This window comes from Pseudomonas sp. MWU13-2100, assembly GCF_023242365.1.
Lineage (GTDB): Bacteria > Pseudomonadota > Gammaproteobacteria > Pseudomonadales > Pseudomonadaceae > Aquipseudomonas.
Genome location: NZ_JALLIX010000024.1, coordinates 75,568 through 100,381, shown reverse-complemented (window position 1 = coordinate 100,381; position 24,814 = coordinate 75,568). Strand labels below are relative to the sequence as shown.

Below are 24,814 nucleotides of genomic sequence, written 5' to 3'. Positions count from 1 at the left end.
CGGCCTCAAGGGCCGCTTCGCGGTGCTCCCACAGTACAGAACAATGCCGGGCTCTCGAAAGGAAGGTTACAGACGCAACAAGGTTTTCCAGGCGCGGCTCTGGAACACCGTCAGCGCCTGTTGCACCCGTGCTTCCAGCACCTCATCGCTGATGTCGGTCTCGGCCAGTTGCGCCAGCTTGTTCATTTCACCGAACAGGCGATCCAGCTCCGGCAACTCCAGCACGCCACGGGCCAGATGCAGCCAGGCCTGGATGCGCTCGATACGCGGCAGTTGTTCGGCCAGGTCTTCCGGTTGCTGCTGGTAGCGTCCCAGTTGCAACGAGGTGGCTTCCTCGGCCAGCAGCCGTGGCAACCAGTTCTGCAACTGCGCCGCACCCTGGCGATTGCCGCGCGTCGTGCGCCCGACCGTCCAGCTACGGGCCAGTAACCAGCGCGAGGTGTTCAGCGAGAACAGGCCCCAGCGCACATCTTGCAGTTCTTCAAGGAACTGCTCCGGTGCCGCTTTACGCACGTCCTCATCTTCCAGGCCGGCGCTGACCAGCGGACGCCAGTCTTCCAGCAACGCATCCAGGGCACTGCGCAGTTCGCTGGTGGATTGCCGTGGCGCGGCCTGGCCGAGGCTGCCGAGCAGGGCGCGCAACTCGATCAACTGCGCCACCCAGTCCTGCAACAAGCGCCAGTGGCCGTTGAAACGGTATTGCTCGGCCAGCCGTTGGCTGCTGGCGAGCAAATGCCAGCCCAAGGCGGCGAACGCATCGTCCAGCGGCATCTCGGCGCTCAATTGCGGGGCCGGCAGGCTCAGCGAATAGCTGTTGGCATCGAACAGGCGATAACCACGCTCGGCCTTGCTGATATCGCAAGGCATCAGCGCCAGCTTCTCGGCTAGTTCGGCGGCCAGTTCCAGCAGTGCCGCCGGTTCACCCTCGCGCAACTCGAGCTCCAGCTCGCAGATTTCTTCCTTTTGCTTACCGGCGATGACAAAACCCAGGTCCAGCGCGGCTTCGATCACCACCTTGGCCTTGCCACGACCCCAGGCGATTTCGGCGCGTTCGCGGACGAAATCGGTGGTGAAGATCGGCTTCAGGGTTTTCTTGTCCAGATCGGCCAGCGCTTCGGGCCAGCATTCGCCGTCGAGTTTCTTCACGTCGAGCTTGGCCTTGGCCAGGTGCCAGTCGTACTCGTTCCGTTCCGACAGGCCGGCCACGCTCTGACCGCGGGTCTTGAGGGTCTGGATCACCTCTTCGCCGTCACGGCGCAGGCGCAGGGCGACCTTGGCCTTGGCCAGGTCGCGCTCGGGGGTGTCGAAATACTGATTGGTCAGCTCGCGACGTTCCCAGCCACTTTTGTTGCGTTTTTTCAGCAGCGGGTGCTCGCGCAGGGCGGCGAGGGTTTCGCGGCTGACGCGGAGTTTGATTTCGGTTTCTTTCTGCATGGCCGGAAAATCCAGGATCGGGAGCGCAGCCGGGGAGAAGGGGGCTGCCTAGGCCGTGCAGTGTACAGGACAAGCGGGCGGCACGCGTCGCGGCGGTTTATTCCAGTTGCCGGATGGCTCTATGATGGGCTTCGTCCGGATGCCGATCAATTTCAAGATCCACGCGATCCGTGTAGGCGCCGGCTTGCCGGCGATAGCGGTTTTTCAGGCGACAACGATGTCGGCTATCAGATCGCATCGCCAGCAAGCCGGCTCCTACAGGGGTGTGTGAACCTGGAACGTGCATCAGGGACCGCCCTGTGAGTAAGGAGCAAGCGTCATGCCGTTGCCGTCGATGAAAGATCAATTCGCTGCGCTGATTGCCGCGCCGTCGGTCAGCTGTACCCAACCGAGCCTGGATCAGTCCAACCGGCCGGTGATCGACCTGCTGGCGACCTGGCTCGGCGACCTGGGCTTCAGTTGCGATATCCAGCAGGTCAGCCCCGGCAAATTCAACCTGCTCGCCAGCTTCGGCAGCGGCCCCGGCGGCCTGGTGCTGGCCGGGCACAGTGACACCGTGCCGTTCGATGGCGCGCTGTGGCAGACCGATCCGCTGAAACTGACCGAAGTCGACGGCCGCTGGGTCGGCCTGGGCAGTTGTGACATGAAGGGCTTTTTTGCCCTGGCGATCGAAGCCGTGCTGCCCTTGCTCGATCAGCCGTTCAAGCAGCCGTTGCTGATCCTCGCCACCTGCGACGAAGAAAGCTCCATGTCCGGCGCCCGGGCCCTGGCCGCCGCCGGCCGGCCGCTGGGGCGTGCCGCGATCATCGGCGAACCCACGGGGCTGAAGCCGATCCGTCTGCACAAGGGCGTGATGATGGAACGCATCGAGATTCTCGGCCGCAGTGGCCACTCCTCGGACCCGAGCCTGGGGCGTAGCGCCCTGGAGGCCATGCACGATGCCATCGGCGAGCTCAAGGGCCTGCGCTGGCAATGGCAGCGCGAATACAACAACCCGCAATTCAGCGTACCGCAGCCGACCCTGAACTTTGGCTGCATCCACGGTGGCGACAATCCCAACCGGATCTGCGGCCAGTGCTCCCTGGAGTTCGACCTGCGGCCCTTGCCGGGCATGGACCCGAGCACGCTGCGCGCGGCGATCCGCGCCAAGCTCGAACCCCTGGCGCAGCGGCACCAGGTCAAGATCGACTATGCACCGCTGTTTCCCGAAGTGCCGCCGTTCGAACAGGCCGCTGACGCGGAGCTGGTACAAGTCGCCGAAAAAATCACCGGCCAGCGCGCCGAGGCAGTGGCATTTGGCACCGAAGCGCCTTATCTTCAGCGCCTTGGCTGCGAAACCCTGGTCCTGGGCCCCGGTGACATCGCTTGTGCACATCAGCCGGGGGAATACCTCGAAATGTCACGTTTGCAGCCTACCGTGCATCTACTGCGTGAATTGATTCAACATTACTGCTTGAGCCCGGCCGCAACCTTGCGTTAAATGCGCGGCTGACTGACTTTTTACGAGATACCAAGGAGAGCACGCGTGTCGCCAAGCCTGTTCCGACGATAACCAACAGCCCGTTGTGCGTTTTGACGTTGCACCTATTTTTTATTGGCTGTTTTTTATACAGGTTCAGGTTTATGCCCGATTACGTGAATTGGCTTCGCCATGCGTCTCCCTATATCAATGCCCACCGCGACTGCACCTTCGTGGTCATGCTCCCCGGCGACGGTGTCGAGCACCCCAACTTCGGCAATATCGTCCACGACCTGGTGCTGCTCCACAGCCTGGGTGTGCGGCTGGTGCTGGTGCACGGCTCGCGTCCGCAGATCGAAAGCCGCCTGGCGGCCCGTGGCCTGACCCCGCATTACCACCACGGCATGCGGATTACCGATGCCGCCACCCTGGAATGCGTGATCGATGCCGTGGGCCAACTGCGGATTGCCATCGAAGCGCGTTTGTCCATGGACCTGGCGGCCTCGCCGATGCAGGGCTCGCGGCTGCGGGTCGCCAGCGGCAACTTGGTGACGGCACGGCCGATCGGCGTACTGGAAGGTGTTGATTATCACCACACCGGCGAAGTCCGCCGGGTCGACCGCAAGGGCATCAACCGTCTGCTGGACGAGCGCTCCATCGTCTTGCTGTCACCGCTGGGCTATTCGCCCACCGGGGAAATCTTCAACCTGGCCTGCGAAGATGTGGCGACCCGTGCCGCCATCGACCTGGAAGCGGAGAAACTCCTGCTGTTCGGCGCCGATCACGGCTTGATCGATGAAAATGGCAAGCTGGTCCGCGAGCTGCGTCCACAGCAGGTGCCGGCGCATCTGTTGCGTCTGGGTAACGATTACCAGGGTGAATTGCTGGATGCGGCGGCGCAGGCCTGTCGCGGCGGCGTGGCGCGCAGCCATATCGTCAGTTATGCCGAGGACGGCGCGCTGTTGACCGAGCTGTTTACCCGTGACGGCGGCGGTACGCTGGTGGCCCAGGAGCAGTTCGAACTGGTGCGCGAGGCGGCGATTGAAGATGTCGGTGGTCTGCTCGACCTGATCAGCCCGTTGGAAGAGCAGGGCATCCTGGTGCGGCGTTCACGGGAAGTGCTGGAACGTGAGATCGAGCAGTTCAGCGTGGTGGAGCGCGAAGGCATGATCATCGCCTGTGCGGCGCTGTATCGGATCGCCGATTCAGAGGCGGGAGAGTTGGCGTGCCTGGCGGTGAACCCGGAGTATCGCCATGGTGGTCGCGGCGATGAACTGTTGGAACGGATCGAGGCGCGGGCGCGGGCGCAGGGTTTGAAAACCTTGTTCGTGTTGACGACCCGTACCGCGCACTGGTTCCGCGAGCGTGGCTTTGAGCCGAGCAGCGTGGAGCGGCTGCCGAGCGCGCGGGCTTCGCTGTACAACTACCAGCGTAATTCGAAGATCTTCGAAAAAGCCCTTTAACCTTTGAGAGCGGATCTTGCCTGAGAGGCTTTTGTTAGCCTTGAGGGCCTCTTCGCGGGCAAGCTCCGCTCCCACAAGGCCTGCGTCGTACGCGTCTTCTGCGCACGACACCGATCTTGTGGGAGCGGAGCTTGCCCGCGAAAGCGTCAGTGGCAGCTCCGCATCAGTTACTGATCGCCAGAATACTCGCCTGGTACGACCCGACAAACACGTCGAAATCCCCCACCTCGTTCTGTTCCAGCTCAGCCTGTTGCACCAGGGACTTGCGGGCTGCTTCCTCGAAGCCGGCCTGCTCTTCCTTGCTCAACGGCTGACCACGGAAGAACTCGGCATGGGCCAGGCTCTGGCGCATCGAGAACTGCGCAAAGCTTTCCTTGTGCAGAGTCATGCTCGCCAATACTTGGGCCGATGGCGTCAGGGACGGGTCCTTGATCTTGGCGAACTGCTCGTCCAGAGCCTTGCTGTGGCTGTCGCTACCGTGGCTGCGGTCCAGCAACGCCGCCAGCGGCGCGATCTTTTCCAGCAACTCGGCGGCCCATTCCTTCATGTCCACCGCCTGGCCGCGCCGCTGCAGTTGCAGGCCCGGACGCCGACCTTCCTTGACCACGGTGAGGAAGTTCGCGGTGGCATTGCCGCACTCGTTGTTTTCGAACAACGGGCTGTCGCTCAGCGCGCAGTACAGCAGGAACGCATCAAGAAAGCGCGCCTCGGTCAAATCGATGCCGGTCGGCAGGAACGGGTTGATGTCCAGGCAACGCGCTTCGACATACTGCACGCCACGGGCCATCAGCGCCTGGATCGGCCGCTCGCCGGTGTAGGTCACGCGCTTGGGGCGAATGGTGGAGTAATACTCGTTTTCGATTTGCAGGATGTTGGTGTTGAGTTGCACCCACTCGCCATCCTTGTGCGTGCCAATCTCCACATAAGGCGCATAAGGCGTGGCCACCGCCTTGCGCAGGCTGTCGGTGTAGCTGTTCAGATCGTTGTAGCACGGTGTCAGGCCGGCCTGGGCGCTGCTCTGGTAGCCCAGGTCGCTCATGCGCAGGCTGGTGGCGTAGGGCAGGTACAGCGTATCGGCGTCGAACTGCTCCAACTGATGGGAGCGACCGCGCAGGAAGCCGGCGTCCAGGGCCGGCGAGGCCCCGAACAGGTACATCAGCAGCCAACTGTAGCGGCGGAAATTACGGATCAGCGCGATATAGGCCAGCGACTGGTAGTCGCGGTCCGTGCCGACGAAGCCTTCGGCCTGCTTGAGCACCGGCCAGAGTTTTTCCGGCAGTGAGAAGTTGTAGTGGATCCCGGCGATGCATTGCATGGTCTTGCCGTAGCGCAAGGCCAGGCCTTGACGGTACACATACTTGAGCTTGCCGATATTCGAGGTGCCGTAATAGGCGATCGGAATATCTTCTTCGGCCGGCAGCGGGCAGGGCATCGACGGGCTCCACAAGTACTCGTTGCCGAGCTTGCTGTAGGCGAAGCGATGGATCTTGTCCAGGCTGGCGAGGGTGTCCGCCGGGTCGGCCAGGGCCGGAGTGATGAACTCCAGCAGCGACTCGGAATAGTCGGTGGTGATTTGTTCGTTGGTCAGTGCGGAGCCCAGCTCTTCGGGGTGCGGTGTCTGCGCCAGGCGAGCTTCGCCCGTGACGCGCAGGCATTCACGCTCGATGCCGTGCAGGCACTGTTCGAGCAGAGAGAGGTGGTCGCGCTCGCCGAGCAGAGCCAGGCGGCGGTTGAGAAGTTCGCTCAAGTTGGATTCCTTCACGCGTCGGTCGCCCCAATATGGGGGTGGGCAAGACGGTCTACAAGGGTGAAGTTGAGAACTGGCGTGGTCGCCTGGTAAATATCAGAAAACGCCGACACTTCTTCCCTGGGTCGGAGGCGCTGGCAGGGAAAACCCCGACACCGCTTTCACAGTGTCGAAATTAACCCAAATCGAGCGGGGGCGGCTAGAGAACAGCGAACGTGCCTTGTGCTTTCGCGACAAGTTTGTCGCCTTGGCGCACTTCGGCTTCGACCACCAGGGTGCGGCGGCCGGGGTGGATGACCGTGGCGACGCACAGCACTTCGCCCTCGGCCACCGCCCGCATGTAGTTGATCTTGCACTCGATGGTCACGCTGCGCTGGTCAAAGCCATGGGAGCTGGAACAGGCCAGTCCCATGGTGATGTCCACCAGGCTGAAGATCGCCCCGCCGTGCATCACGTTGCCGCGATTGCGCAGGTGCGGCTCCAGCGTCAGGGCCACTTCGGCAACACCGTTTTCCAGGCGTTGCGGGCGGCAGCCGAGCATCTCGCTGAAAGCGCTCTGGGTGAGGCCCTCAGGCATGTCCATCAGCGTTTCTTCAACTGTTTGGCGTTGGCGAACAGCGAGGCCATGGCGTTGTTGCTCGGCGCGGCCGGGGTGCTCTCCTTGCGCGGCGCGCTGTTCTGCGACGGCCGTGGTGCCGAGCCCGGGCGCGAGCCACGGGCACCGTCGACCTTCTCGCCGGGGGTGTCGCTCATGCGCATCGACAGGCCGACGCGTTTGCGCGGGATGTCGACTTCCATGACCTTGACCTTCACCACATCGCCGGCTTTCACCGCCTCACGCGGGTCCTTGATGAACTTCTCGGACAGCGCCGAGATATGCACCAGGCCGTCCTGGTGCACGCCGATATCGACGAAGGCACCGAAGTTGGTGACGTTGGTCACCACGCCTTCGAGGATCATCCCGGGCTCCAGGTCCTTGAGGTCTTCGACGCCGTCCTGGAACGAGGCGGTCTTGAACTCGGGACGCGGGTCGCGGCCGGGCTTCTCCAGTTCCTGGAGAATGTCGGTGACGGTGGGCAGGCCGAAGGTTTCATCGGTGAACTTCTTCGGGTCCAGGCGCTTGAGGAAGCTGGCGTCGCCGATCAGCGAGCGGATGTCGCGGTCGGTTTCGGCGGCGATGCGCTGCACCAGCGGATAGGCTTCCGGGTGTACGGCGGAGGAGTCCAGCGGATTGTCGCCGTTCATCACCCGCAGAAAACCGGCGGCCTGCTCGAAGGTCTTCTCGCCGAGGCGGGCGACTTTCTTCAGCGCGGCGCGGGTCTTGAACGCGCCGTTTTCATCGCGATGGTTGACGATATTCTGCGCCAGGGTCGGGTTGAGTCCGGAAATCCGTGCCAGCAACGCCACCGAGGCGGTGTTCACATCGACGCCGACGGCGTTCACGCAGTCCTCCACCACCGCATCCAGGCCGCGGGCCAGCTTGAGCTGGGACACGTCGTGCTGGTACTGGCCGACGCCGATGGATTTCGGGTCGATCTTCACCAGCTCGGCCAGCGGGTCCTGCAGGCGACGGGCAATGGACACGGCGCCGCGGATCGACACATCCAGGTCCGGGAACTCCTTGGAGGCCAGTTCCGAGGCCGAATACACCGAGGCGCCGGCTTCGGAAACCATGACCTTGGTCATTTTCATGGCCGGGTATTTCTTGATCAGTTCGGCGGCCAGCTTGTCGGTTTCACGACTGGCGGTGCCGTTGCCGATGGCGATCAGGTCCACCGAGTGCTTGGCGCACAGGGCGGCGAGCACGGCGAGGGTCTGGTCCCACTTGTTGTGCGGCACGTGCGGGTAGACGGTGGCGTGGTCGAGCAGCTTGCCGGTGGCATCCACCACCGCGACCTTGCAGCCGGTACGCAGGCCCGGGTCCAGGCCCAGGGTGGCGCGCGGGCCGGCCGGAGCGGCCAGCAGCAGGTCGTGCAGGTTGTGGGCAAACACGTTGATCGCCTCGGTTTCCGCACCGTCGCGCAGTTCGCCCAGCAGGTCGGTTTCCAGGTGGGTGTAGAGCTTGACCTTCCAGGTCCAGCGCACCACTTCACCCAGCCATTTGTCGGCGGGACGGTTCTGGTTCTGGATGCCGAACTGTTGGCCGATCATACCTTCGCACGGGTGCATGCTGCCCGGCTGCTCGTCGCCGACTTTCAGCGCGGAGCTGAGGATACCCTCGTTGCGGCCACGGAAAATCGCCAGGGCGCGGTGCGACGGCATGCTTTTCAGTGGCTCGTCGTGTTCGAAGTAATCGCGGAACTTGGCGCCTTCCTCTTCCTTGCCAGCGATCACCCGGGCACTCAGGGTGGCTTCCTGCTTGAGGTAGTTGCGCAGCTTGTCGAGCAGGCCGGCGTCTTCGGCGAAGCGCTCCATCAGGATGTACTTGGCGCCTTCCAGGGCGGCCTTCACGTCTGCCACACCTTTTTCGGCGTTGACGAAGCGTGCGGCTTCGCTTTCCGGGTTCAGCGACGGGTCGTTGAACAGACCGTCCGCCAACTCGCCGAGGCCGGCTTCCAGGGCGATCTGGCCCTTGGTGCGGCGCTTCTGCTTGTACGGCAGGTAAAGGTCTTCGAGACGGGTCTTGGTGTCAGCCAGCTTGATATCGCGGGCCAGCTCCGGGGTCAGCTTGCCTTGCTCCTCGATGCTGGCGAGGATGCTGATGCGCCGTTCGTCGAGTTCTCGCAGGTAGCGCAGACGCTCTTCCAGGTGACGCAGCTGGATGTCATCCAGGCTGCCGGTCACTTCCTTGCGGTAGCGCGCGATGAAGGGCACGGTGGAGCCCTCATCCAGTAGAGCGACGGCCGCTTCGACCTGTTGTGGGCGGACGCCGAGTTCTTCGGCGATGCGGCTGTTGATGCTGTCCATAAAACCACCTGACAAAGTGTGAAAGCAGATGCGTCGAGGCTCTCAAGCCATCGGGACGAATCTGGTTTGGGATCAAAAGGCAGCCTTGAGACCCATGAAATCAGCACATTGCTGTGTGCCTTGGAAAATAAAGAGCGGCACGACACAGCAATGATCAGACGTTGCCTGAGACAAGAGGCGGCGCATTATAACCAGCGTTCCGGGCTTGCGGGGATTGTGCACCGGCGCTGAGCCTTTAGAGCGTTTACTGGTAGTTGAGGAAAAATCTGCTAACAATGCACCGGATACGGATAAGGGCCGCTGGGCCCATAATGCGTGCCGAGATCAAAGGAGCATCCAATGAGCAGCACTGCAAACCCTGCTGAAGGCGAAAAAATTCTCATCGTTGATGACGATCCCGGGCTGAGCAGCCTGCTGGAACGTTTTTTCACCAGCAAGGGCTATCGCGCCCGCGCAGTGGCGAACACCGAACAGATGGACCGTCTGCTGTCGCGTGAAGTCTTCAACCTGGTGGTCCTCGACCTGATGCTGCCCGGCGAAGACGGCCTGACCGCGTGCCGTCGCCTGCGCGCGGCGAACAACCAGGTGCCGATCATCATGCTCACCGCCAAGGGCGACGAACTGAGCCGGATCAAGGGCCTGGAACTGGGCGCCGACGACTACCTGGCCAAGCCCTTCAACCCCGATGAGCTGATGGCCCGGGTCAAGGCCGTGTTGCGTCGCCAGTCGGCACCGGTGCCGGGCGCACCGGGCAGCGAAGACGAAAGCGTGACCTTCGGTGACTACGAACTGTCCCTCGCCACCCGCGAACTCAAGCGCGGCGAAGAGGTGCACATGCTCACCACCGGTGAATTCGCCGTGCTCAAGGCACTGGTCATGCATGCCCGCGAGCCGCTGACCCGCGACAAACTGATGAACTTGGCCCGTGGTCGTGAATGGGATGCCCTGGAGCGTTCCATCGATGTGCAGATTTCCCGCCTGCGCCGCATGATCGAACCCGACCCGTCCAAGCCGCGCTATATCCAGACGGTCTGGGGCGTGGGTTACGTGTTCGTGCCGGACGGCGCCGCGACCAAGTGACGATGCCCGGTGCCTGTTGACGGGCGCCTGTTGATCGGTAGGAACGATTCGCCCGGGTGCGCGCAAGCCCCCGGGCGAGTCGCAATCCGCAATATGCGAGCCCGCCCGCTCGCCTCTGCAAAGTGTCCAGCGGCTGCCCATGAAAACCCCTCTCTGGTTCCCCCAAAGTTTCTTCGCCCGTACCCTCTGGCTGGTGCTGATCGTCGTGCTGTTCTCCAAGGCGTTGACCCTGGTCTACCTGCTGATGAACGAAGACGTGCTGGTGGACCGTCAGTACAGTCATGGCGTGGCCCTGACCCTGCGTGCCTATTGGGCGGCGGACGAGAACGATCGCGACAAGATCGCCGATGCAGCCGGCTTGATCCGGGTGGTCAGTGGCGGGGTGCCGGAAGGTGAACAGCACTGGCCCTACAGCGAGATCTATCAGCGCCAGATGCAGGCCGAACTGGGGGCCGACACCGAGGTGCGGTTGCGCATGCACTCGCCGCCGGCCCTCTGGGTGCGGGCGCCGAGCCTGGGCGCCGGCTGGCTGAAAGTGCCGCTGTACCCGCATCCGCTGCGCGGGCAGAAAATCTGGAGCGTGCTGGGCTGGTTCCTGGCCATCGGGTTGCTCTCCACCGCGTCGGCCTGGATCTTCGTCAGCCAGCTCAACCAGCCGTTGAAGCGCCTGGTGGATGCGGCGCGGCAACTCGGTCAGGGGCGCAGCGTACGGCTGCCGATCAGTGATACCCCCAGCGAAATGACCGAGGTGTACCGGGCCTTCAACCAGATGGCCGAGGACGTCGAACAGGCGGGGCGAGAACGGGAGTTGATGCTGGCCGGGGTGTCCCATGACTTGCGCACGCCGTTGACGCGGCTGCGCCTGTCATTGGAGCTGATGGGCAGCCACGACGACCTCAGCGACGAAATGGTCCGCGATATCGAGGACATGGACGCCATCCTCGACCAGTTCCTCGCCTTTATCCGCGACGGGCGTGACGAGTCGGTGGAGGAGGTCGACCTGAGCGAACTGGTGCGCGAAGTGGTGGCGCCCTACAACCAGAACGAAGAGCGGGTGCGCACGCGACTGCAACCGATCCAGCCGTTCCCGTTGCGCCGGGTGTCGATGAAACGATTGTTGAACAACTTGATTGGCAACGCCCTGCACCATGCCGGCGAAGGTGTGGAAGTGGCGGCCTATGTCTCGGGCGACAGCAGTGCGCCTTATGTGGTGCTGAGTGTCATGGACCGGGGCGCGGGGATCGATCCGGCGGAACTGGAAGGCATCTTCAATCCCTTCACCCGCGGCGACAAGGCCCGGGGCGGCAAGGGCACGGGCCTGGGACTGGCGATCGTCAGGCGGATCGCCTCGATGCATGGCGGCAACGTCGAACTGCGCAACCGTACTGGTGGCGGCCTGGAAGCGCGGGTTCGGTTGCCGCTGGGGCTGATGCTGCCCCGCGACGCGGTCTAGGGCTTAACCCTTGCCCTTGGTCCGGGTCATGTTCGGTCCACCATTTTTCTCGATATGCTCGATGATGATCCCCGCCACATCCTTGCCGGTGGTCACCTCGATGCCCTCAAGGCCAGGCGAGGAGTTCACCTCCATCACCAGCGGGCCGTGATTGGAGCGCAGGATATCCACCCCGGCGACACTCAGGCCCATGACCTTGGCCGCGCGAATCGCGGTCATGCGTTCTTCCGGGGTGATCTTGATCAGGCTGGCGCTGCCGCCGCGATGCAGGTTGGAGCGGAACTCCCCAGGCTTGGCCTGGCGCTTCATCGACGCAATCACCTTGTCACCCACCACGAAGCAGCGGATATCGGCGCCACCGGCTTCCTTGATGTACTCCTGGACCATGATGTCCTGCTTCAGGCCCATGAACGCCTCGATCACCGATTCCGCCGCCGTCGCCGTTTCGCACAGCACTACGCCGATGCCCTGGGTGCCTTCGAGCACCTTGATCACCAGCGGTGCGCCGTTGACCATGGCGATCAGGTCGGGAATATCGTCCGGCGAGTGGGCAAAGCCGGTCACCGGCAAGCCGATGCCGCGCCGCGAGAGCAACTGCAGCGAGCGCAGCTTGTCGCGTGAACGGGCGATGGCCACCGATTCGTTGAGGGGAAACACCCCCATCATTTCGAACTGGCGCAGCACCGCGCAGCCATAAAAAGTGACTGAGGCGCCGATCCGCGGGATCACCGCATCGAAACCTTCCAGGGGCTTGCCGCGATAGTGGATCTGCGGCTTGTGGCTGGCGATGTTCATATAGGCGCGCAACGTGTCGACCACCACCATCTCATGGCCGCGGGCAACGCCGGCCTCTACCAGGCGACGAGTGGAATACAGACGCGGGTTACGCGACAGCACAGCGATCTTCATGCAACACCTGTGGCAGAGGTAGTAGTGACCGGGAAAACCGGCTTGTCTTGAACGTATTTGTGCCCCGGGTTGACCACCAGTTGGCCATCGATCAGGGCTTTGGAACCGAGCAACAGGCGATAACGCATGGCCTTGCGGCAGGCGAGGGTGAACTGCACCTGCCAGACCCGGTCGCCCAGGGCCAGGGTGGTGGCGATCACGTAACGCACCTGGGCGTGGCCGTTGGAGCTCTTGATGGTCTTCATCGTCAGCAGCGGCGCTTCGCAGCGGCGGTGACGCAGTTGCACCACGCTGCCCAGATGGGCGGTGAAACGCACCCACTTCTCGCCGTCGCGCTCGAAGGGCTCGATTTCGGTGGCGTGCAGGCTCGAGGTGCTGGCGCCGGTGTCGATTTTCGCCCGCAGGCCGGCGACTCCCAGATCCGGAAGCGCCACCCACTCGCGCAGACCCACAACAGTCAAATGGTCAAATGTCTTCAAAATGCTCAACCGGTGGAGAAAGGCGCTCTGGCTGCCCGGCAGCCGTAATCGCGGTATTCACGCAGAATATCGGGTAAATGGCGATAGTTATCTCTGCGACCTGTTTCAGCTCGTGAAATTACCCCCTGGATCACCTGGCATTCTAGACTGGCCAGGACCATTCAGCTTCGACAGCAACGGTAGTACAGTTCGACAATATTTCAGTTTGAGGACGAACAGTGGCGCAGAAAGCGGAAGAGGACGACAAGGTTCGCTTGGACAAGTGGTTGTGGGCGGCGCGCTTCTATAAAACCCGTGCCCTGGCCAAGGCGGCGATTGAAAGTGGCAAGGTGCATTGTCGTGGCGAGCGCTGCAAGCCGGGCAAGGAGCCGCGGGTGGGCGACGAGATCCAGATTCGCAACGGTTTCGACGAGCGGACCGTGGTGGTGCAGGCGTTGTCGCTGGTCCGCCGGGGCGCTCCCGAAGCGCAAACGCTCTATGCTGAAACCGAACAGAGCCTGGCCAAACGCGAAGCCGCCGCGGCACAACGCAAGGCCGGGGCACTGGGCTTGACCACCGATGGCAAGCCGAGCAAGAAGCAGCGACGTGATCTGTTCAAGTTCCGGGGTAGCGGCGCCGACTAGGGCGCAACGCGAGGTGTGGCGAATGCGGTCCTGTAGGAGCCGGCTTGCTGGCGATGGCGATGCCGGATTCACCGTCACCCCCACTGGCCTGGCACGGTTTAAAGGACCTCATATCCTTGACTGCCCGCCATTCGCCCCCATGTTGCTTGGTACAAATCCCGTTTGTTCATAAAATGCTCACTTCCCTGGGCAGAACACCCTTATTCCCACTTCCAGAATCGATACCTATGTCAGATCTACCGGACACCGACTACACCCAGCGCTTCATCTTCGATGACAGCGACACTCGCGGCGAACTGGTGTCGCTGGAGCGCAGCTACGCCGAAGTGCTGGCCAAGCACCCCTACCCGGAGCCAATCGCGCAACTGCTGGGCGAGCTGATGGCCGCCGCGTCGTTGCTGGTCGGTACCCTGAAGTTCGACGGCCTGCTGATTCTCCAGGCGCGTTCCGACGGCCCGGTGCCGCTGCTGATGATCGAATGCTCCAGCGAGCGCGAGATCCGTGGCCTGGCCCGCTACGACGCGGAGCTGATCCCGGCTGACGCGACTCTGGCCGACCTGATGCCCAACGGCGTGCTCGCCCTGACCGTCGATCCGACCCAGGGCCAGCGTTACCAGGGCATCGTCGACCTGGACGGCGAAACCCTGTCGGAGTGTTTCACCAACTACTTCATCATGTCCCAGCAGGTCGGCACGCGCTTCTGGCTCCACGCCGACGGCCGTCGTGCCCGTGGCATGCTCCTGCAACAACTGCCCGCCGACCGCCTGCGCGAGCAGGACGAGCGCGACGCCAGTTGGCAGCACCTGACCGCCATGGCCAGCACCCTGACCGCCGATGAACTGCTGAGCCTGGACAACGAAACCGTCCTGCACCGCCTCTACCACGAAGAGGCCGTGCGCCTGTTCGACCTCCAGCCGCTGCGCTTCCATTGCAGTTGTTCGCGGGAGCGTTCGGGCAATGCACTGGTCAGCCTGGGACTGGAAGATGCCCAGCAACTGGTGGTCGAACATGGGGGGCGGATCGAGGTCGATTGCCAGTTCTGCAACCAGCGTTACCTGTTCGACGCCGCCGATGTTTTGCAACTGTTCGCCGGTGCCGGCGTCGACACCCCGTCAGATACTCGTCACTAAAACGTTTCAGTGCAGGTAAATCTCCTGTCAAACGACAGAAAATGGGCGTTCTGACAGGAGGACCCTACTTTTTTTGGGCTTTTCTGGCATAATCCGGCCCACTTTTTTCGCGGTAGTAGTGCGCGACTTTCTACTACAAAACGTTTGGAGCACTCGGCCAGTGGCCGACGGGGAATCTCATGACGCAAGCAAACAATGCCGTGTACACCGATCTGAGTGTTGACGATCTGGTAAAAGAAGCCCTGGCTCGTGGTGAGGGCGAACTCGCCGACACCGGCGCGCTGGTGGTGCGCACCGGTCACCGTACCGGTCGTTCGCCGGTCGACCGTTTTATCGTCGAAGAGCCGTCGACCCAGGCCGAGATTGCCTGGGGCCCGATCAACCGCAAGTTCCCGGCCGACAAGTTCGACGCCCTGTGGAACCGTGTCGAAGCCTTTATCGGCGAGCGCGATCGTTTTGTTTCCCATGTGCATGTCGGTTCCGACCCGGCGCACTACCTGCCGGTCAAGATGACCACCGGTACCGCCTGGCACAACCTGTTCGGCCGTTGCCTGTTCATCAACCCGGAAGCCGGCCAGTACAACGCCGGTGGCAAGGACGAATGGCAGATCCTCAACGTGCCGGAGTTCGAGTGCGTGCCAGAGCGTGACGGCACCAACTCCGACGGCACCGTGATCCTCAACTTCGCGGCCAAGAAAGTCCTGATCGCCGGCATGCGTTACGCTGGTGAAATGAAAAAAGCCCTGTTCTCGGTGCAGAACTTCCTGCTGCCGGCCGTCGACGTGCTGCCGATGCACTGCGCGGCGAACATGGGCGAAGAGGGCGATGTGACCCTGTTCTTCGGTCTGTCGGGCACCGGCAAGACCACCCTGTCGGCTGACGAAAGCCGTTACCTGATCGGTGACGACGAACACGGCTGGGGCGTGGGCGTGGTGTTCAACATCGAAGGCGGTTGCTATGCCAAGTGCATCGACCTGTCCGAGAAGAACGAGCCGGTGATCTGGAAAGCCATCCAGCACGGCGCCGTGCTGGAAAACGTCGTGTTGGACCCGGTGACCAAGAAGGCTGACTACGCCGACGACAGCCTGACCCAGAACAGCCGTGCGGCCTATCCGCGTGAACTGATCGAAAAGCGCGCACCGAAAAACCTCGGTGGCGAGCCGAACGCGGTGATCTTCCTGACTTGCGACCTGACCGGCGTACTGCCACCGGTGTCGATCCTCAGCGAAGAACAGGCCGCTTACCACTTCCTGTCCGGCTACACCGCACTGGTGGGCTCGACCGAAATGGGTTCGGGTGCCGGCATCAAGTCGACCTTCTCCACCTGCTTCGGCGCACCGTTCTTCCCGCGTCCGGCTGGCGAATACGCTGAACTGCTGATCAAGCGCATCCGTGGTTTCGGTTCGAAGGTCTACCTGGTCAACACCGGCTGGACCGGCGGTGGCTATGGCGTTGGCAAGCGTTTCAACATCCCGACCACTCGTGGCGTGATTGCGGCGATCCAGAGCGGTGCGTTGATTGGCGCGAAAACCGAGCACCTGGACACCATCAACCTGGACGTGCCATTGGCCGTGCCGGGCGTCGAGACCGGCCTGTTGAACCCACGTAACACCTGGGCCGACAAGGCTGCCTACGATGCAGCGGCGAAAGCGCTGGCGGGTCTGTTCATCGAGAACTTCAAGAAGTTCGACGTGAGCGACGCGATCAAGGCGGCTGGGCCGAAGCTGTAATCGAGTCTGGTTATCCGCCTCAAGAAAACCGCCCTTCGGGGCGGTTTTTTAGTAAGCGAACACCAAACACACCTTGTGAAACTGACCGGCGCCTCTCCTGATACAAACTCCCCCGCAACACTACCCCCCGTTCCATCGGCAGTCTTCAGTCAACACGAAGATCTCCGCGACCACGGCCCAGAAATTTCGAGCATCGTGGTCAATAGATTGGGGAGCAACTGAGGCGATCAATCAGCCATTGTCCAGCTGGCCCCGGCAGTGAGTCTGTCGCGTGAACTGCGCAGATATCTATTTTAACTCCCTCCTGCGGCGAACCTTCCACATCGAGCGTAGCCAGAGCGCCAGTAGCTAAGTCCTGTTCGACCAGGTGCCAAGGCATACTGCCCCATCCAACACCATCCTTGAGGAACGCGTACTTCGTCGATAGATCAGCCAGACGCCAGGTCGAAGGCGACAGCACTCCAAAGTCCTTCCCCGCCAGCAGTTCTGATCGATCCGTCAGCACCAGTTGAACGTGCTTGGCCAATTCCCGCCGAGAAATTTTCCCCCTCAGTCTGGATAGCGGATGATCAACTGATGCCACCACCACCAAAGAGAATTCGCCAATTCGTTCGATTGATAGGGTGGGAAATGAAACTGGCAGTGACGCCAGAATGCCAAGGCTGCACCGACCATCGAGTATCGGCTGATAGCCCGCACCAAGGCCTTCGACGGAAATCTTCAGGCGAGTATGCGGGAAGCGCTCGGCGAATTCTTTGACTACGGCAGTAACGGCGGACGTCGGAAAGAATACGTCGACTACCACGGATAATTCAGGTTCCAACCCTGACGTCATGAGCTTGGCTCGGGCCTTCAGAGTGTCGACGGCCGAAATGATGTTACGCGCATCCGTCAGCAGCAGAGCACCTTGGGGTGTCAATTTGGGGAAACGACCTGAACGGTCAAAAAGCGTTACCCCAATCTGATCTTCCAAGCCGCTCACCCAGCCGCTCACTGCCGATTGCACTCTGTTGAGTTTCCTCGCGGCCGCAGAAAAACTGCCTTCATCTACGGCAGCGACAAATGTTCTTAGCTGATCAAGCGATACACCGTCGAGCATCTCGCCCCCATCAATCTCAATTAACGATACATAGCATCTCAATATACCGTCTTTTCAGATCCTCAAGAACAGCTCATCTTTCACCTGCCCATTAAACCGTAAGCTAGGTGACTGAAATGCAAATCCTCCATCTTGACGCCAGCATCCTAGGCGCCGCATCTGTCAGCCGTACCCTGTCTTCGAAGATCGTCGCGCGACTCACTACGCTCCACCCGGGCAGCAAGGTGATTTACCGAGATCTCGGCCAAGATCCTGCACTACACCTTTCCATGGATCATCTGTCAGCCTGGCAGGGCACTGTGGCCAAAGACACCATGTTGGTAAACGACCTTTTCAAGGGAAATGCCTATCTGCAAGAACTCCTTGATTCGCAGATCGTGGTAATCGGCACGCCTATGTACAACCTGACTATCCCGAGCACACTCAAGGCTTGGATTGACCGGGTCGCGATAGCAGGCAAATCCTTCCAATACACCGCCACTGGCCCAGAAGGCCTCTTGAAAGGAAAGCAGGCTTACATCGCCTCGTCACGGGGCGGTGTGTATTCGCCTGGTAGTCCAGCGGCAGCTCTAGAACATCAAGAGAGTTACTTGATCGGGCTATTGGGATTCCTGGGCGTCATCGATACACGAGTCGTGCGCGCGGAAGGCTTGGCTGTAAGTCCCGAGGACAAGGATGAGGCGATAAATAGGGCTCTTCAAGAAATCGCCACGATTGGCGCCTGATCAAATCTACTTTCATTTTTCTTCAGGAGTTAAAAAATGAAATACGCCATTATTGGTTCCGGTAACGTCGGAACCGCCATTGCTCGCCAATTTGCCCGTGTCGCGATTCCAGTATCTATTGCGAACACAAGAGGGCCGGAAACGATTCTTCCCCTCACAGCAGAGTTGGGAGAGGTGGTCACAGCCACCTCTTTGGAAGAGGCGCTCTCTGCCGACGTTCTATTCCTGGCACTTCCATTCATCGCAGTGGAGGCTCTAGCTCGTAGTCGATCTGACTGGGCTGGCAAGATCATCATCGATCAGACCAACGCCTATGGTGTAGCACCGGAAACACTTGCGGGACGGCTCTCTTCTGACATTGTTGCCCAAGTGCTGCCAGGCGCTTCGGTCGTCAAAGCTTTCAACCAACTTCCGGCTGGCGTACTGGCCCGAGATCCCTCTCAGGAAGGCGGACGGCGTGTCGTATTCGTCTCTAGCAACGACGAAAAAGCTGCCTCCACCGTCAAAGCCTTAGCAGAGCGACTCGGGTTCTCGCCAATCCTTGTCGGCCGAATCGATGAAGGTGGCCGCCTTCTTCACATCCCTGGCCCACTGGTGCTCCACAACTTGATCGAGCATCCACTCAAATAAGGCGATGAGCATGAAGACTGACGAGCCGATGTTTGTTCGTGAGGTAGCTCGTGTTGCTAACCCTGGCACCTCAGCTGGACGTATGGCCGGGCATCGGGCTCGCCGACTGATAGATGGCGATCCAGCCTTTTCCGATCCCTTCGTAGTGATGGCCGAAGACTGGATGCCCCGTGGAGCATTTCCTCGTCATCCACACCGAGGCATGGAGACAGTGACCTTTGTGATTGATGGGGCTGTCGAGCATCGCGACAGCGCCGGGAATAGGGGCATGATCAACGCGGACGGTGCTCAATGGATGACAGCGGGCCGAGGGGTATACCACGAAGAAAATGCGCTTCCGGGAACGATGGCCCATACGTTGCAACTATGGGTGAATTTGCCAGCGGCACTGAAGATGTCCGAGCCGCGTTATCAGGATCTAGCGGGCAGCACGATGCCCGTCAGGCGAGAGCCGGGGGTCGAGGTTCGGGTCTTTTCGGGTCAATCCGGGAGTGTAATCTCGTCCACTCTCAACCATGTTCCAATCATAATGCTGGATGTGCGGATTGAGCGCGGAGCGTCATTTCGGCAGATGCTCCCAGCCACAGACAACGCTTTCATGTACGTCTTGGCAGGCATACCGAAAATTGGGGAGGCTGGGAGGCTCGTCCCGGCCAGCCAACTGGCATGGCTGACCCGCTCTGAGAAAAGTGGGCAGTCAGAGGTCACGCTCAGCGCCGAGAATACGGATTCCCGGTTGCTGTTCTTCTCAGGCCGTCCATTACGCGAACCTATCGCTCTTGGAGGCCCGTTCGTGATGAATACAGAGGAAGAGATTCAACAGGCGTTTGTCGACTTTCAGGCTGGGCGGTTTTGAGTAACAAAGCACTGAGTGTTGGCGCTGATTGAAAACTGACCCGCAACATAATGCATCTGCTGAACCAACTGCAACAGATCGCAGCCTTCACGCACCAACAGGTACGCGGCATTGGTGACGTGGGTGAAGTCTTTGTCGCAGGTTGTGACGAGGCTCACGCACGTCATGGTTTCCAGCAGGTCGCTGGCGGCCTGAAGGCGTTGGTAGGCGCTGGTTTGCAGATCGTCGAGGCTGGCGTTGGTGTCGATGAGCATGACGGGGATTGTGGTGAAATTGGTGCTGAGAGGGATATAGCGATTTTGAGTATTCATAGGTATGCGCTCTGATGAGTTCCATTGATCCGCCCTCATCGTGACCGAGCGACGGGTGGCGGACTGTGCGCAGGTTGGTCAACCGGCAGAGCGCACCGGCACACCCGAAGGTGTCCTGCACACAGCCGCCATGAAGCGTGCCGACACGAAACGCGCCTGCAACATCCACTGTGGCGCTAGTGCGCACTCTGACAGGTGACCAAACCCGGTCGCTGAATTGGCATCGATAGATACGGCTCGGCAGGAGCGTCGGATTTACCCCTCCGCGCTATAGGTCTTCATCGCCGTGCAATAGCGCACCTGCATCCCTTTGCTTTTCTCATCCTGGTCGCGGTCCCAGCGCTTGCCCCATTCGCCGCACTGCTCCTTGAAAAACACCTCCGCCGACTTGCGACATTCGCGGTGTTCGGTGCTGTTGGCGAGGAAGTTGCCGCAGACACTGGCGTTGTCGATAACGTTGTTGAAAATCCGCCATTTCGCCTGATAGCGGTTGCGACCGTCCCATTCGCGAATGTTGACCGTGGCGATTTCGTACTGGCGTGTCTGCTTGGCTTCGGGCGCATTCAAGTTGGCCTGGTAACCGGCCAGGTAGCTGGCCGACACCAGACCCTGGACCTTCGGCACGGTTGCCGAGACTGTGGCGGGCGCTGCCGTTGCCGCAGGAGCCTGAGTCTGCACCACGACCACCACTTGCGGTGCAGGCGCCGGAACGAGTTTGGCGGTGGGCTCCGGATGCGCTTGCACCGGCTCTACTGGCTCCGTAGGCGCTTCGGGCGGTTCGGATGTTTCAGTCGACAGTGGCTCAGCCGCTGGTAGTGGCGCAATAGGGATCGGGTGGCTGCTGTTGCGGTTGACCGTCATGTAGCCGAGCATGCCCACCAGTATCAGCAGCAACGCCCACATGCTGTAGGACTTTGGCTGTACGGGGCGCGGCACTTTCTGTTTGGCCGGATGCGATCCCAGCACCACGTCAAAATGTTCGGGGTGCAGACGTTTGAAACGGATGACGCCATCGTCATCTTCTTGCTCGGGTTGGTGCATGTCGCCGCTGCCTTCCTTGGTGAGTCAGCGGGTTATCGGCGCTTTCTCGTGGGCTTTGAGGAGAGTCGCAGATTAAATCGTTCATCGGCCGTTGGCGAGTAACGACGCCTCCGCAAAAAATGAAATTTCCCTTTTAAAAAGCAGACGCATCAGACAAAAAATCGGTATGTTTCCCAGCAATTTCGAGGGTGCCATCCGGTGCTCGAATTTTTCACTTAAAGGGAGTTAAGTATGTATTTGCTTCGCGTGGCCTCGGTCTTGTCGTTGTGTGCCGTCGCCTGGTCGGTCCAGGCCGGGCAATTGCCCATCGAAGTCCTCAGTGCCGTGGTCAAGGACCAGAAGATCGCCGACGCCGAAGTGCTGTTGCAGCGCAACGGCGAGCAGAACGTGGTCGGCAAGACCAACGCCCAGGGCCAAGTGGTCCTCGAGGCCAACTTCGCCGACGATGCCAGCAACCTGCTGATCATCAAGAAGGCCGGCTATTCCAATCTGGTGGTCAAGTGTCCCTGCAAGGACATGACCTACGCCGTCAGTCCGGTGATGCAGAGCCTGGACGGCCTGCGCGTGGTGCTGACCTGGGGCAAGACCCCGGCAGACCTTGACTCGCACATGATTTTCCCCGGCAACAACATCTACTTCGAACAACAGAAGGGCACCGACGCCGAGCTGGATGTGGATGACACCGACAGCTATGGTCCGGAAACCATCACCCTGCAGAAGAAGCACTACGGCGAAAGCTATGTGTATGCGGTGCATGATTACACCAACGCTGGCAATCCGAGCTCTCGGCAGTTGTCCAACAGCCAGGCCACGGTGTTTGTGTACATGGGGCAGTCGCTGGTCCGTACCTATTACGTTCCCGCCAATCGCAGCGGCAACCTGTGGACCGTATTCCGCATGACCGGCAACGGTGATTTCCAGGACATCAACACCTTCAGTGGCGTGACCGTGGGTGCCAAGGATGTGCTGAATGAAGTCTCGCCGTTGCTCGACGACAAGGTCGCGGTCGCCGCAGTAGCGGTCAGCTCGACGGCGCAGATCGATGCGAAGGCTCTGAATGTGAAAGGCGAGGCGGCTTACAAGGCCGGTAACCTGGAACAGGCAATTGCCTTCTTCCGTCAGGCCATCGATCTGAACAACGGCTTTGGTCAGGCCTACAGCAACCTCGGTCTGGCGTATCAGAAGGCCGGCAATACCGCTGAAGCCATCTGGGCCAACCGCAAGGCTGTGGCCCTGGCCGCTGGCAGCTCGGCCAACACCGTGCGCGCCAGTTCCTACTACAACATTGCGCGTATCTACGAAGACGCCGGGCAGTTCTCCGACGCCCAGCGCCACTATGAGTTGGCCAAGGAACAGAAAGCCAACCCGGTGTATGACACGGCGATCGAGCGGGTTAAAAATCGCTGAGTCGCAAACTGATCCAACCCTGCAACGCGCCCTGTCTGGCGCGTTGTTCGTTTCCGGAGGTCGTTACAGGGACGTTGTGTGAGTCGGCAAGCCCCTGTGCATAACGTTTCCGGCGAAGTTGATGTAATCGACATCTCCACAGGGGCGTATCTGTGGATTTGTATCCGGGTATTGGCCGCCATCGCGCAACCGCGGCCTGCTTTGCGCTAGTCTGGCGCGCCGTAGCAGTTTGTAATGCTTGCCTCGGACCTTTTCTCGCCCGACCGCCTAGGGTTTGTTTATCCACAGCGGTCAACGGAGTGACAGCTTATGCACGACACCCTCCAGCGGGTTTTTGGTTATCCACAGTTTCGCGGCGGCCAGGAGGCAGCGATCAGCGCGGTATTGGCCGGGCGTTCGGCGGCGGCGATCTTTCCCACCGGCTCCGGCAAGTCCTTGTGTTATCAACTGCCTGCGCTGCTCCTGCCGCACCTGACTCTGGTGGTGTCGCCACTGTTGGCGCTGATGCAGGACCAGCTTGCGTTTTTGCAACGCCACGGCATTGCGGCGGCGAGCATCGACTCGGCGCAGAGTCGCGATGAGGCCAATGCGGTGATGGCCCGGGCCCGTTCCGGCGAGCTGAAGATCCTGATGATTTCCGTGGAGCGTCTGAAGAACGAACGCTTCCGCAATTTTCTCCAGCAGGTGCAGATTTCCCTGCTGGTGGTGGATGAGGCGCACTGTATTTCCGAGTGGGGTCACAATTTCCGCCCGGACTACCTGAAGTTGCCGGACTATCAGCGCCAGTTCCGCATTCCCCAGGCCTTGCTGCTGACCGCCACCGCGACGCCGAAGGTGATTGCCGATATGCAGGCCAAGTTCGCCATTGCGCCGGACGATGTGGTCACCACCGGTTTCTATCGGCCGAACCTGAACCTGCTGGTGGAATCGGTCGGCGGCCAGGACAAGCATCGTCGGCTGGTGGAGTGGTTGGGCGGGCGCCTCGGGCAGCCGAGTATTGTCTACGTCACCTTGCAGAAGACCGCCGAGCAGATCGCCCAGCACCTGAGCCGCAACGAAATCCCGGCCACGGCCTATCACGCCGGTTTGCCCCATGAGCAGCGGGAGGCAATCCAGAAGCAGTTCATGGCCGGGCAGTTGAACTGCATCGTCGCCACCATCGCGTTCGGTATGGGTATCGACAAGGCCGATATCCGCAATGTGGTGCATTTCGACCTGCCCAAGTCCATCGAGAATTACAGCCAGGAAATCGGCCGCGCCGGGCGCGATGGCCTGCCTTCCGATTGTCTGGTGCTGGCCAACCGCGACAGCCTCAATGTGCTGGAGAACTTCGTCTATGGCGATACGCCGGAGCTGGAGGGGATTCGCCGGGTGCTGGACGAGTTGAAGGGGGCGATTCCGGACGGCCAGTGGGAGTTCTTGCTCGGGCCTTTGGCGGACCAGAGCAATATCCGCCAGTTGCCGCTCAAGACCTTGCTGGTCCAGTTGGAGTTACGTGGCTTGATTGCGCCGCGCTATGCGTATTTTGCCGAATACCGGTTCAAGTTCCTGGTGGAGCCCGAGGTGTTGCTGGCGAAGTTCGAGGGCGAGCGGCGCGACTTCGTCTCGGCGATTATCCAGACCTCCAGTCTCGCGCGGACCTGGGCCACGGTGAATTTCGACGCCTTGTATCAACAGCATCAGGCTGAGCGTGGCCGGGTAGTGAAGGCCTTGGACTTCTTTCAGGAGCGGCGCTGGATCGAGTTGGAAAGCAAGCAGATGACCGAGGTCTACAGCCTGTTGGTCAGTGACTTCGATCCCCATGCCCTGAGCCTGGAGCTGTACGCTTATTTTGCCCAGCATGAGGTCAGCGAGATTGCCCGGATTCACGCGATGCTGGCGTTGTTTGCGACCGAGCAATGCCTGGGTTATCGGCTGGCCCGCTATTTCGGCGACGAGCAGGCGCCTGAGCGTTGCGGGCATTGTTCGGTGTGTCACGGGCAGGTGGCGTGCCTGCCGGAGCCACCGGCATTGCCTGCCCTTGATCAGCGCGACTTCCCGGGGCTTTGCAGTGGATTTATCCACAGGCACCAGGAGCATAATGGGCATTCACCGAGCGCGGAGTGTCTGACGCGATTCCTGTGCGGTATCAGCGTGCCGTTGTTCACGAAGTTGAAAGCGAGGGCGCTGCCGGGGTTTTCGGCATTGGAGGCCTATCCCTACGCCGATGTGCGGGAGTGGGTCGCGGCTTGGTCCCTTGAGGGGCAGGCACAAATCGCCTGAGCGTCGTTCGAAAGCGCCCGGAGCACGGTCCGCTGTAGGAGCCGGCTTGCTGGCGATGGCGATGTTACA

21 protein-coding genes are annotated in these 24,814 nt (G+C 61.1%); 12 read left to right on the top strand and 9 right to left on the bottom strand.

Features of this window, described 5'->3' with window-relative positions:
* Positions 1-66 precede the first annotated feature (66 nt).
* Positions 67-1,434: an inorganic triphosphatase gene (locus M5B99_RS17840; RefSeq protein ID WP_248805269.1), complete on the bottom strand. Its 1,368-nt coding sequence runs from the start codon at positions 1,432-1,434 to the stop codon at positions 67-69.
* A 319-nt stretch (positions 1,435-1,753) separates the two neighbouring features.
* On the opposite strand from M5B99_RS17840, the gene argE reads away from it, so the two are divergent.
* On the top strand, positions 1,754-2,914 hold the full coding sequence (argE, locus tag M5B99_RS17835) for an acetylornithine deacetylase (protein WP_248805268.1): 1,161 nt from the start codon (positions 1,754-1,756) through the stop codon (positions 2,912-2,914).
* A 143-nt stretch (positions 2,915-3,057) separates the two neighbouring features.
* Positions 3,058-4,356: an amino-acid N-acetyltransferase gene (gene argA, locus M5B99_RS17830; RefSeq protein WP_248805267.1), complete on the top strand. Its 1,299-nt coding sequence runs from the start codon at positions 3,058-3,060 to the stop codon at positions 4,354-4,356.
* Between the two features lie 163 nt (positions 4,357-4,519).
* Here argA and gshA read toward each other — a convergent pair whose 3' ends face one another.
* The 3 genes from gshA to M5B99_RS17815 form a co-directional block, all read right to left on the bottom strand.
* Positions 4,520-6,103 (bottom strand): glutamate--cysteine ligase, encoded by a 1,584-nt coding sequence (gshA, locus tag M5B99_RS17825; protein ID WP_248805266.1) that lies wholly within the window; start codon positions 6,101-6,103, stop codon positions 4,520-4,522.
* A gap of 199 nt (positions 6,104-6,302) precedes the next feature.
* Entirely contained in the window at positions 6,303-6,686 is a 384-nt protein-coding gene (locus M5B99_RS17820; RefSeq protein ID WP_248805265.1) for a PaaI family thioesterase, read from the bottom strand.
* Entirely contained in the window at positions 6,686-9,010 is a 2,325-nt protein-coding gene (locus M5B99_RS17815; protein WP_248805264.1) for a Tex family protein, read from the bottom strand. The genes M5B99_RS17820 and M5B99_RS17815 overlap by 1 nt, the downstream gene beginning before the upstream one ends.
* A gap of 339 nt (positions 9,011-9,349) precedes the next feature.
* Between M5B99_RS17815 and ompR the strand changes: the two genes are divergently transcribed.
* Both ompR and M5B99_RS17805 read left to right on the top strand, forming a co-directional pair.
* A complete protein-coding gene (ompR, locus tag M5B99_RS17810) occupies positions 9,350-10,090 on the top strand; it encodes a two-component system response regulator OmpR (RefSeq protein WP_100942051.1) in 741 nt (246 codons plus the stop codon).
* Positions 10,091-10,229: 139 nt separating this feature from the next.
* Positions 10,230-11,543: an ATP-binding protein gene (locus tag M5B99_RS17805; RefSeq protein ID WP_248805263.1), complete on the top strand. Its 1,314-nt coding sequence runs from the start codon at positions 10,230-10,232 to the stop codon at positions 11,541-11,543.
* A gap of 3 nt (positions 11,544-11,546) precedes the next feature.
* Here the strand turns inward: M5B99_RS17805 and rimK are convergent, their stop codons facing one another.
* The gene (rimK, locus tag M5B99_RS17800; protein WP_100942049.1) at positions 11,547-12,452 is read right to left on the bottom strand and encodes a 30S ribosomal protein S6--L-glutamate ligase; all 906 of its coding nucleotides are present in this window, start codon (positions 12,450-12,452) and stop codon (positions 11,547-11,549) included.
* A complete protein-coding gene (locus M5B99_RS17795; protein ID WP_121141562.1) occupies positions 12,449-12,931 on the bottom strand; it encodes an ATP-dependent zinc protease in 483 nt (160 codons plus the stop codon). Before M5B99_RS17795 ends, rimK begins: the two co-directional genes overlap by 4 nt.
* 218 nt (positions 12,932-13,149) lie before the next feature.
* Between M5B99_RS17795 and M5B99_RS17790 the strand changes: the two genes are divergently transcribed.
* The 3 genes from M5B99_RS17790 (at position 13,150) to M5B99_RS17780 (ending at position 16,414) form a co-directional block, all read left to right on the top strand.
* The gene (locus tag M5B99_RS17790) at positions 13,150-13,554 is read left to right on the top strand and encodes an RNA-binding S4 domain-containing protein (protein ID WP_248805262.1); all 405 of its coding nucleotides are present in this window, start codon (positions 13,150-13,152) and stop codon (positions 13,552-13,554) included.
* 227 nt (positions 13,555-13,781) lie between these two features.
* Positions 13,782-14,684, top strand: coding sequence for an Hsp33 family molecular chaperone HslO (gene hslO / locus M5B99_RS17785; RefSeq protein ID WP_248805261.1), 903 nt, complete (start codon positions 13,782-13,784; stop codon positions 14,682-14,684).
* Positions 14,685-14,863: 179 nt separating this feature from the next.
* Positions 14,864-16,414 (top strand): phosphoenolpyruvate carboxykinase, encoded by a 1,551-nt coding sequence (locus tag M5B99_RS17780; RefSeq protein ID WP_248805260.1) that lies wholly within the window; start codon positions 14,864-14,866, stop codon positions 16,412-16,414.
* A 199-nt stretch (positions 16,415-16,613) separates the two neighbouring features.
* Here M5B99_RS17780 and M5B99_RS17775 read toward each other — a convergent pair whose 3' ends face one another.
* Complete coding sequence (locus tag M5B99_RS17775; protein ID WP_248805259.1) at positions 16,614-17,555, bottom strand: LysR family transcriptional regulator; 942 nt, start codon at positions 17,553-17,555, stop codon at positions 16,614-16,616.
* A gap of 74 nt (positions 17,556-17,629) precedes the next feature.
* On the opposite strand from M5B99_RS17775, the gene M5B99_RS17770 reads away from it, so the two are divergent.
* Genes M5B99_RS17770 through M5B99_RS17760 form a run of 3 tightly spaced genes read left to right on the top strand, consistent with a single transcriptional unit; the run spans position 17,630 to position 19,724 of the window.
* Positions 17,630-18,238, top strand: coding sequence for an FMN-dependent NADH-azoreductase (locus M5B99_RS17770; RefSeq protein WP_248805258.1), 609 nt, complete (start codon positions 17,630-17,632; stop codon positions 18,236-18,238).
* Between the two features lie 36 nt (positions 18,239-18,274).
* Entirely contained in the window at positions 18,275-18,868 is a 594-nt protein-coding gene (locus M5B99_RS17765) for an NADPH-dependent F420 reductase (protein ID WP_248805257.1), read from the top strand.
* 10 nt (positions 18,869-18,878) lie between these two features.
* The gene (locus M5B99_RS17760; RefSeq protein WP_248805256.1) at positions 18,879-19,724 is read left to right on the top strand and encodes a pirin family protein; all 846 of its coding nucleotides are present in this window, start codon (positions 18,879-18,881) and stop codon (positions 19,722-19,724) included.
* On the opposite strand, the gene M5B99_RS17755 is transcribed toward M5B99_RS17760, so the two are convergent.
* The gene (locus tag M5B99_RS17755; RefSeq protein ID WP_248805255.1) at positions 19,706-20,035 is read right to left on the bottom strand and encodes a hypothetical protein; all 330 of its coding nucleotides are present in this window, start codon (positions 20,033-20,035) and stop codon (positions 19,706-19,708) included. The genes M5B99_RS17760 and M5B99_RS17755 overlap by 19 nt on opposite strands.
* A gap of 255 nt (positions 20,036-20,290) precedes the next feature.
* Positions 20,291-21,076, bottom strand: a complete 786-nt coding sequence (locus M5B99_RS17750; protein ID WP_248805254.1) for a hypothetical protein — start codon at positions 21,074-21,076, stop codon at positions 20,291-20,293.
* A gap of 231 nt (positions 21,077-21,307) precedes the next feature.
* Here M5B99_RS17750 and M5B99_RS17745 point away from each other — a divergent pair, with 231 nt between their 5' ends.
* Both M5B99_RS17745 and M5B99_RS17740 read left to right on the top strand, forming a co-directional pair.
* Positions 21,308-22,483 (top strand): tetratricopeptide repeat protein, encoded by a 1,176-nt coding sequence (locus M5B99_RS17745; RefSeq protein ID WP_248805253.1) that lies wholly within the window; start codon positions 21,308-21,310, stop codon positions 22,481-22,483.
* Between the two features lie 309 nt (positions 22,484-22,792).
* Positions 22,793-24,745, top strand: a complete 1,953-nt coding sequence (locus M5B99_RS17740) for an ATP-dependent DNA helicase RecQ (RefSeq protein ID WP_248805252.1) — start codon at positions 22,793-22,795, stop codon at positions 24,743-24,745.
* The last annotated feature ends 69 nt before the right edge of the window (positions 24,746-24,814 follow it).